Origin of the sequence: Paenibacillus sp. H1-7, assembly GCF_022354825.1 — a bacterium.
Lineage (GTDB): Bacteria > Bacillota > Bacilli > Paenibacillales > NBRC-103111 > Paenibacillus_S.
The window spans coordinates 6,750,310-6,761,282 of record NZ_CP031168.1 but is presented as its reverse complement, the minus strand read 5'-3'; the positions used below and the strand labels follow the sequence as shown (position 1 = coordinate 6,761,282).

Genomic DNA, 10,973 nt, shown 5'->3' with positions numbered 1-10,973 from the left:
GGAGGAGTGCGGGTTGTCTGCTGCAAGCTTAACTATTTTATGGGGCGGTATAAAATGAACATAACTGTGAAGCAAAAATCAATCTTCGGTATTGTAATTGCTATAGTATGTGCAGCCATCTTGGCATGGTCCGGAGCTTTTTTTGCAAACGCGGACAGCAGCAGCTGGGATGAGCATGCGGATACGAGCTGGTACGATCCTGTTTTTCCCAGCTACTCAATCCATAATGCTGCTCAATTAGCCGGTGTTGCGAAGCTGGTTAACGAAGGCACCAAGGATTTGTACGGTTTTGAAGGTAAAATTATCGCTATCGAGAACGATCTCGATTTATCCGCATATTCCTGGGTTCCTATCGGAACAGAAACATATCCTTTTAAAGGAACGCTGATCGCGAAGAACGGCGCTACCTTTACCATCTCCGGGATGAAACTGACGGAAAACCGGACTTACTCGGGACTCATCGGGTTTATGAACGGGGGGACCGTCGGCGGATTTATTTTTGACAACGGAACAATAGATATACAGGCGTCGCAGACACAGACCGTATTGCGCAGCGTGTATTCGGTGAAAACGGCCGTATACAGTGTATACGGAGGTACGGCGAGCGCCAAAACGGCTTCAACCCTCAGAGCTGCAGCAAGTGAAGTCTACGTAGGGGCTGCGGTCGGGAAAATGACCAATCACAGCACCGTTTACGGCATTACGAACAACATTCCGATTCAGGTCCGTTCGACGCAATCGCAGACTGCTGTAGGGGGCGTTGTAGGAGAGGGCGAAGGGGACTTGTCCAACTCCGTGAACAAAGGGGCTGTAACCGTCAACGGGATTAACGTATACGCGGGCGGCTTGATAGGTCACGCGTCTCTAAAGGGCCTGAAGCTCAAGAAATTGACGAATAACGGAGCGATTCTTGCCAAAAGCAGCGGCATCGGCGATGTGTACGCAGCCGGAGTCGTAGGCTTTGCTTTCGGTAACGTGGTTATGGACGAGGAAAGCACGCCGTTCGAAAATAACGGTTCCGTTACGGCGGAGAACGGGAACATCAACTATGCAGGCGGATTGATCGGCAAAGCGGCTGCTCAGGTGAGATTTTCCAAAAACAGCTCCAACAATGGAGCCATCGCCATCCAAGCTCCTCAAGCAGACGGCTCCTATGCCGGAGGGTTGATCGGTGCCATAGGGGCCGAGCAGGACAATAAGGTGTTCGACGTAGTGTTCAAAAGCACGAAGCCTGTCACGAACCACGGCGGGGAGAACGTCTACACCGGCGGGATTGCCGGTTTGATCAACAGCGGCTTTACTTGGATTCAAGGCTTCGACAACCAGGTCGCTATGGAAGCGACAGGCAATAAAGAGGTATATACCGGCGGGTTGATCGGCAAAGCGTCCGGTACGGTCACTTTCAATAACGGTACCATACGCAATAGCGGAACCATCAATGTGTCCGGCGGTGATGAGCAGTATCCGGATAATGCGTATACCGGCGGCTTTGTCGGATTCGCAGGCCAGCGATTGCTGCTGGAGCATACGGCAAGCAACGCCTATGAGAACAACGGAGCGATCACCGTGAACGGCGGAATCGGTGTTTATACGGGCGGGATTACAGCCAACACCGCTTACGCTAAGGAAACCGGGGCCGTAACCAACGTCAACAGCAAGGGCGGTATTACCGTGAGCGGCCAACGCACGCTGTATACCGGGGGATTTATCGGCTTCATACAGAAGGATTCAGCTGATAAATCCGTAGAGAGAGCTGCGTTCGGCAGCACGATTACCGTGACGGCGGAGTCTCCTGATGCGATGCATACCATTCGTACGGGCGGTATTGTTGGTTCCATCGAGAGCCAGAGTGCGAGCTTGAATGAGGTGTCGTTTACCGGGAAGCTGACGGCAACCGGTGGTGGAGACCATACCTACACGGGCGGGATAGCCGGGTATATGAACGGCGGCAAGATAAACCATGCTAAAGCAGGAGACAGCGCAGACAGCTTCGCAGCGATTGGCTCCGACGGAAGCTTGGGCGGTGTAACCGGCTATGTTAGCGGAATGGTTGAAGCGCCGGAGGTCCGTTACATCAGCTTGACTGCCAAGACGCCGAATGGATTCGCAGGCGGTGTTGCCGGCAAGGCGACCGGAACGATAACGGGCGCCAGGATTGGTGCTGAGAATGCCGAAGACAGCCTCAGCATGACTATCGCTTCGACCGGCGACGGAATGACCGCAGGAGGGATCGTCGGACTTAATATGGATGCGCTAGTCATTGCTGACAGCACCGTGACTCGTATCGGCTTGCTCAACGAGACGGAACGAAGCGGCTATAAGCTGGGAGCTGTTACGGGGGAAGCAACGTCATCAGCACAGATCGGCGAAGCAGGACATCCTGTGGAAGTCAAGCAAGTGACGACCCGTGTAAAAGCACGAAACACAATGGCCGGCGGTGCAATTGGCGTTAATCGCTCAACGTCGGTGTATGTCCAAGCCGATCAGCTCGAGCTGGACATTGAGGGCACCAACTCCATCACAGGCGGAATCATCGGGCTGAACGATGTGGAAGCTGTGCATTTCGATGCGGCCATCACAGCGCTTGCTGCTGTGGATCTTAAAGTCAATGCGAGCGGGGACGGCGCACATATTGGAGGTATTTACGGAGAGAATTTGAACAACGCTCCGAAGGTGCTCGCACAGAACGTTACGATTACCTCCTCGGGCGAGGCCAACTGGATTGGCGGTATAGCAGGACGACATACCGGTGCTCTTCGTGACAGCAAAGTGGATACTTTGTCCGTGCAATCGAGCGGCACGAATGCGGAAATCGGCGGCATTGCCGGTCGTTCGGAAACGGCAGATAGCAGTGCGGTTGGAGCATCGATTGTGAGCCCGCATGTTCATAAAGAGGGGCAGCTAATTTCGGCATCCGGAGAGAATGCTAAAATCGGTGGTATTGTGGGCTCCGCAAAGAACACGAGCATCAAGAATCCGGTTTTCGAAGCGGTGTCCCCGGAATACGTCTCAATAGCCGTTGCAGGTACTAATGCGATGGTTGGCGGTATCGCCGGACAGATGGCAAACGGCACGATCGAAGGTGATGCTGTCATGAGCAACGTCGCGAATGTGATCATTTCTACGACGGCAGCAGCAGCAAATGCGACAGTCGGCGGTATTGCCGGATACGAGGATGCAACGAAGCTGCAACGGATCGTGGGCAGCAATGTGAACTTAACTGTAAGCGGACCGACGTCTATCATAGGCGGCATCGCCGGTTATAACCACGGAACCGAAGCAGCCATCATTGTGGACACTTATTTGGAAGCTGCTAATATTAAGGTAAATGCTTCGGCGGCTTCATCCACAGTAGGCGGCTTCGTTGGAGTAAACAAGGCGCGAGCGAGCGATCCTATTCCAAATCCGGCCGCAGGGGTCAGCACGATTCAGACTAGCCGGGTTACCGGAAGCGTACAGGTCTCTTCGCCTTCAACGATTACAGGGGGTATGGCGGGCATAAATGAGAGCCTGATTGCAAACAACAGCATCGTCGATAAAAGCCCCGTCATCTCGATAGGGGACGAAGGAACCGCCGGCGGACTAGCCGGCTTGAACACAGCAACAGGGACACTATACTATACGTATTCGAATGCGAGTCTGACTATTGAAGGTCAAGGAACGTCCGCTGGAGGACTTGTAGGGAAAAATCAGGGGCAAATTATTGCTTCCTATATCGATATTCCGGTAACGAGCCAGGCAAGCGGTATCGAGGATAGCCCCGTCTACTTAGGAGGGCTTGTAGGACGCAACAGCGGCACCATCGAGAAGTCTTATACGAATGCAGCCGTTACAGCGGAAGGAGCCTATACAAGAGTTGGCGGACTGGTAGGGGAGCATGCGGACGGCAACATAATCAATTCTTACGCAGCCAAAGACGTGTCGGCAAGCAATGAGTATTCGTATGCCGGAGGTTTTCTAGGCGCAATTAAGAACGGTAAAGTGTCTACCGTCTACTCGGCAGGCCGGGTTACAGGGACGAACGGCGCTTATGCCGGCGGCTTCGCCGGATATTACGGTAATGCGAGCAAAGACTTGCTGTACAAAGCTTTTTATGTCAAGGACGAGGATGCGGGCATCAATAAAGATTTGCCGGATTTTGCAGACGGCCATCACCGTTTCCTGAACGTCCATGTTCGGTTAAGCACTATCCTGGCTTCCACCTTGCAGGACAGAAACATCTATCCGGGCTTGTCGGGGTGGGATTTCACCAACACGTGGAAATACGGCTCGCTGGACGCGGACTATAAATATCCCGAGTTGATCCGGAGTGCTAATACCGGCGGAGACGGCGGGAACGGCGGCAATGATGTGAATGTGAACATCAACTGGTATACACGGGATAAGGACGCGATATTTTTCGAACTGAAAAGCGAAGCGGAGCTGGCTGGGTTGGCAGCGATTGTGAACGGAACGGTGACCGGTGTACCGAAATCGACTTTTGAAGGCCGTATCATCCGGTTATCGAGTGCGATTCATATTCAATCCAAGCAATGGATACCGATCGGCAACAGCGAGGAAAATGCGTTCCAAGGTACTTTTGAAGGGAACGATTACTTGATTGACGGGTTAACCGTCGTATCGAATCAGCCCTATGCAGGATTGTTCGGGGTAATAGGGCAGCAGGGTAAGGTAGAGCGTGTCAAGCTGGAGCCGCTTGCTGTAACGGGCAGCCAATGGACGGGTGCCCTTGCCGGATCCAATCAAGGCACGGTATCGGGCTTGAGCCTTCATCTTGTCAACGGCGCGAAAATAAGCGGACAAACCGTGGGCAGCTTGTTCGGTAAAAATACGGGAACGTTCACCGGGATTACCGTTCTTATAGAAGGGGGCAGCCGCATCGAAGGAACGAGCCCGCAGACCACCGTCGGAGGCGTGGTCGGCGATAATGCGTATTCTATCCTTTCGGGAGCTCTCAGCTTCCAGGTACGTGACGGCAGCATCGGAAGTTCGTCCGATCATGCTGTCATAGGTGGCGTAATCGGTTTGCAATCGGGCGACATTAATGGATTGAACGTTGATTATACCGGCTACCGGATGTCCTCAAATGGAACGGGGACGATCATGGGAGGCTTGGCCGGCCATCAGACATCCGGCACCGTAGACCAAAGCTCCGTTGTATTGGCAACCCATACGATAGAGGCGCTTGGCTCCGGGTCGGTTATCGGCGGTATCATTGGCCAGTCCGATACGGGCAATACAATTAGGAACGTAACGGTCAAGTCGGTCCAGCAGGGCCCGCATTTGACAGGGACGGGCGTGATCGGCGGGATCGTCGGGGTGAAAGCAGGTACAGGCACAAGCACAAGCACAGGCAGCTTTGATATGGATAATGTCAAAGTAGAGAATATCGTTCTGTCCTCAGTGGACGGATCGCCGGATATTCTGCTTGGCGGTATAGCAGGGAAGCTTACCGATGCGGCAGTCCGGCAATCCTTGTTCAGCGGGACAATTCAAGCCAATGCGGACAAAGTAACTGCCGGTGGAATTGTCGGTCATGCGCGCCAATCGATCGTGTACAAAGCGGAAGCCGCTCCGGCTATCGCAGCTGCAATCCGAGCGGGCGAAAGCGCGATTGGCGGCATTGCAGGGATTATGGAAGCAGCCGATGTTCATCGGGCGCTCGATTTTGGGCTGGGTATTCCATTATACCTGGGTATTTATAACACGAAGGTGAATACCGATACATTTGAGGTGACGGGGGCGGACAACGGCGCCGATATATATGCAGGCGGCATCGCAGGCAAGCTTATTACGGCTTCCATGTACAACGCAGCAAGCACATCCGCCATGCAGCTTCATGGTGCCAAGACTGCTGCCGCGGGCGGACTCGTCGGGTATAGTAGCGGGATTATCGTAGGCTCTATGGCTGCTAACTCCATTCAAACTGACACCAGTACGTTATATCACATCGGGGGAGTTGCGGGCGTCACGCAAGGCGGAGAAGTTCATTATTCGAATGCCGTCTCTCCAGCAGAGCAAAAGATTGCGGTAGGCAGTGCGGTCACCGTACCGGACGTTACGCCGGGAACACATGTGGGCGGCTTCGTCGGCACGGCGGACGGAACGAAGATAAAGCATTCTTTCGCGGACGTACCGGTCCAAATCATTTGTGATAATCAGGACAATACGATTTATGCGGGCGGCTTCGCCGGGCTGCTGGGTGACTCGGAAGTCGGAGAAGGTCTAATCGAGCAAGCTTACTCCAAAGGCAGTTTGGATGTAAGCGGGATTACGGGAACTTTCGTCGGCGGCTTTGCAGGATCGGTCGATCATTACTCTATCGTCGATGCATATGCTGTCGGGAATATCTCTAACGCAGGCTTCGATACGAGAAGCGGCGGTTTCGCAGGTGCTATCGAGAGAAAGGGCATAGTACGTCATGCTTATGCCGTGCAGGACAAAATCGCGACTATGGGTATCAATCATGCTACCCGATCCTATACGGGCGGCTTTGCCGGCTATAACGACGGCACGATAGATAAAAGCTTTGCGAAGACTTCCGATATGGCGGTTAACGTAAGCGGTGCGAACGTGTATCAAGGTGCTTTGGTCGGCTACAATTTCAGAGACGGCAAGCTAACCGAATCGTCATACATGAATTCGCTGCCGCCGGTAGGGCGCAATATAGGCAAAGCAGTGCAAGCGGAGCCCAAGGACGCGGATATGTCAAATACGTTCGGCTTCGGGACATGGAATTTTGTTCAGGATGCTTCCTTCCTGGCGGACACCGCGCAAGCGGAGGTTGTCATAACAGGCAGTAAGCAGCTCGTCAGTGTCGTGCTTTTGCACAACGATCTGGATTTTTATAAGTTGTTTCATCGCAGTGCAACGGAAAAGCCGGTTCTGGACAAGCTTGCGCTCGGGAACGATATCGATGTAAGCGGGGTGAACTGGACGCCGTTTGCTGAGTTCGAAGGTCAGTTTGACGGCAAAGGCCATAAGATCATTGGCCTTACACTAGCAGCTGCACAAGCATTGGATAACGATTTTGGCTTTATTACGAAAAATAAGGGAACGGTCACACGCATTGAATTCGAAAACGTGTCCGTCACTGGGGGATCCCATACAGGGATTGTGGCAGGAAGAAGCGTCAACGGTGCTGTAATAAGCGACATTGTCCTTAGTGGAACGGTGAAAGGTGCAGATTACACTGGAGCTGTCACAGGAACAAACGAAGGCGCCATCGCCAAGGTTCAGCTGAAATCGGTGAATGTGGGAGGCGGCAGTAATACCGGTGGCGTTGCAGGTATCAATGCTGGCGGAGCTACCATCAGCGACATCCTCGTTAGCGGAGTAGTGAAAGGTACAGATAACGTTGGAGCTATTGCTGGAACAAACGAAGGAACTATCACCAAGGTACAGCTGCAGGCGGCGAGTGTGGAGGGCGGCAAATATACCGGCGGTGTTACCGGTGTTAATGCTAATGGAGCTGCCATCGGCGACATCGTCTTTAGTGGAGCGGTGAAAGGTACAGAGAATGTCGGGACTATCGCTGGAATAAACAACGGCACTATAAACAAAGCTCAGCTGCAGACGGTGAATGTGGAAGGTGGCAAACATTCCGGCGGTGTGACGGGCATCAATGCTAATGGAGCCAGTATCGGTGACATCGTCTTTAGCGGGGCGGTGAAAGGCACAGAGAACGTTGGAGCTGTCTCAGGAATAAACGAAGGCACTATAACCAAAGCTCAGCTGCAGACAGAGAATGTGGAAGGTGGCAGTCATACCGGCGGTGTGACGGGCATCAATGCTAATGGAGCCAGTATCGGTGACATCGTCTTTAGCGGGGCGGTGAAAGGTACAGAGAACGTTGGAGCTGTCGCAGGAACAAACGAAGGCACAATCACCCAAGCTCAGCTGCAGTCGGTAAACGTGGAAGGCGGCATTCGAATCGGTGGTGTAACAGGAATCAATGCCAACGGAGCTACCATCGGCGATATCGTCTTTAGCGGGACTGTGAAGGGTGCAGAGAACGTTGGAGCTATCGCTGGGACAAACGAAGGCACCATCGTCAAAACTCAGCTGCAGAAAGTGAATGTGGAAGGTGGCAAACTTACTGGTGGTGTGACAGGCATCAATGCTGGCGGAGCTACAGTGAAAGATATGGTCCTTAGCGGAGCAGTGAAAGGTGTAGAGAACGTTGGAGCTATCGCCGGAACAAACGAGGGCACAATCACTCAAGCTCAGCTGCAGTCGGTGAACGTGGAAGGCGGCAGTCATACCGGCGGCGTAGCCGGTGCCAACATGAACGGTGCTGCAATCAACGACATCGTCCTTAGCGGAACGGTGAGAGGAGCAGATTACGCTGGAGCTATCGCAGGAACGAACGAAGGCGCCATCGCCAAGGCTCAGCTGAAGTCGGTGAATGTGGAAGGCGGCAATCGTACAGGCGGAGTAGCCGGGATCAATGCTGCCGGAGCTTCCATCAGCGACATCGTTCTTAGCGGAACGGTGAAAGGCACGGAGAACGTTGGAGCCATCGCAGGAATTAACGACGGCACTATCACCAAAGCTCAGCTGCAAACGGTGAACGTAGAAGGCGGCAAACATACCGGAGGCGTTGCAGGTTTCAATGCTGGCGGAGCTGCCATCGTCGACATCGTCTCTAGCGGAGTGGTGAAAGGTACAGAGAACGTCGGAGCTATCGCGGGAACGAACGAAGGCATCATCACACAAGCCCAGCTGCAATCATTCAACGTGGAAGGCGGAGGCTATACCGGAGGGGTTGCCGGTTCTAATGCCGGCGACATTTCGGGTGTAACCGTGAAAAAATCGGCGGTTGCTTTCCGCACCGGTGAGTCGGCCAACCAGCCGGAGACGTACTATGCAGGTGGTATCGCCGGCAATAACAGCGGCAAGATTAATATGGCTTCCTTCGAAGGAACCGTAACGGGCTCAGGCGGATATGCTGGCGGTATCACGGGAGTCAACGCAGGAGCAATCGAACGTTCCATTGCTCATGCAGCGATCCTTGCCGATCATTCCGGCATGAAGGCCGCGGGAGGAATTGCCGGCGACAATAGTGCTGCCGGAACGATCACGCAGTCGTTCTCCTATTCGGATGTGAGCGTACATTCCGAGGAAGCGACCGCCGGCGGCATTGCAGGAAGTAACAGCGGCACCATTAGCAACTCGTACAATTCAGGGCGCATTCAAGCTGAAGGCAAGGACAAAGCTTATACAGGCGGGTTGGTAGGCCATGCTGTTGGAGGAACGCTGAGCTTTGCCATGAACTATGGGGAAGCCACAGCAAGCATCAACGGAACGATAGTTCCTAATGCCGTGTACTTCGGCGGAATTGCAGGTAAAAAGGAAGAAGCTGCCAAAGTCATGCAAACCGCCTATGACAAGCAGATGCTCAAAACGAACACGGCGTACTACGATGCGGCAGGCAGCAGAGTTCCGGGATACGCGGAAGCGACGGGGCTGCTGACCAAGCAATTGGCTTCCGGCTCGTTGCCGATAGCCCTTGATGCTTCTGTTTGGCAGGCTGTGCCGGGCTTTTATCCTCAGTTGAAGCCGTTCCAAGGCTCCGATGAAACTAAGCTGAGCACTGTGGCGGTAATTCTCGACGATAAGGATACGGTACATCGCATCCGTTCGGGCTTCGAGCTGACTAAGGAAGCATCCGTAGTATGGTCGGCCAATCCAGAGCAGATCTCAATTCTGAATGGAAGCGGCACGTTGAAATCGGCGGGGATAGCCCAGATCACGGCAGCCGTTCAAGGCCAGAGCAGGACGATTACGATCCAAACTCAGGCTCCGAAATATACAGAGTCCGCCTTGATACCGAAATTCGTATCCTTACCATCTGCTTTCCGGGGCGATACTACGGTAACCATGACAACTGGCGAACCGTTGGGCGAGATCTATTATACGCTTGACGGCGGCGTGCCTGACATGTATTCCAAATTGTACACCGGCCCGATTACTCTGACTAATACGACAACTCTCAAAGCGGTTACCCTCGTTGAAGGCAAAGAAAGCAGCGAGACGTTAACGGGAGTCTGGACGAAAAAAACAGGCGGCGGAGGCGGCGGTGGCGGCGGTGGCGGCTTTGTCGTTACTGAACCAACTCCGGAATCAGGAACGGGTGTAGGAGCAGCTGTAGGAAGTGCAGTTGTAAGTGGGGACGGCAAGACGCCGGTGAAGCTGGCGAAAAACAGTAAATTGTCGCTGACGGCGCCGGAGGGGCAAACGATTTATTATACAACCGATGGCAGCACGCCGACGACGAACAGCCCGATATGGACCGGCGAGCTGATCATTAAAGGCAGCATGACCATCAAGGCGATTACCGATAAAGACAATCGGGTGTTCACTATGATTTGCGAAGTTGAGAATGCGGCATTTGATTGGAAAAAGAATACCGGACAAATCAAGTATATCGAAGGGTACGAGGACGGCAGCTTTAAACCTGATAAAGCTATTTCGAGGTACGATCTCATGTACATTCTCGATCGTTTGCTGAGCTGGGAGGAAGTGAACGTAGGCAACCCGTTTGCAGACGTAAGAAGCGGTATGGAGCCGCTGGTCTCGTTCTTCGCATCGGCCGGAGTTATTGACGGCTATCCTGATGGCACCTTCGGCGGCGAAGGCGAACTGACAAGAGCCGAATTCGTCGTCATGATGTCGCGGGTAATGAAGCTGCAGCCGGCAGCCGCTGCGGGAGAGGCGAGCTTGACGGACGTGCCGGGCCACTGGTCCGCTCCTTATGTCAACGCCTTTACGCAAGCAGGCTATGTAGAAGGCTTCCCGGACGGAACATTCCGTCCTGACAGTAAAATTTCCAGAGCGGAGGCTGTCGTCCTAATCAATCGGGTGATTGGAGCTGACAAGCAAAGCCGTCCGGCAGCATTCGCGGATGTTACTCCTGATCATTGGGCGTTTGAGGATATTATGAGCGTAACCCGCTAATCGCCCCAGACCGC

General features: G+C 53.6%; 1 protein-coding gene. It reads left to right on the top strand.

All coding sequences use genetic code 11. The features are described from left to right. Window positions 1-54 precede the first annotated feature (54 nt). Complete coding sequence (locus tag DVH26_RS29810) at window positions 55-10,959, top strand: chitobiase/beta-hexosaminidase C-terminal domain-containing protein (protein ID WP_239628592.1); 10,905 nt, start codon at window positions 55-57, stop codon at window positions 10,957-10,959. The last annotated feature ends 14 nt before the right edge of the window (window positions 10,960-10,973 follow it).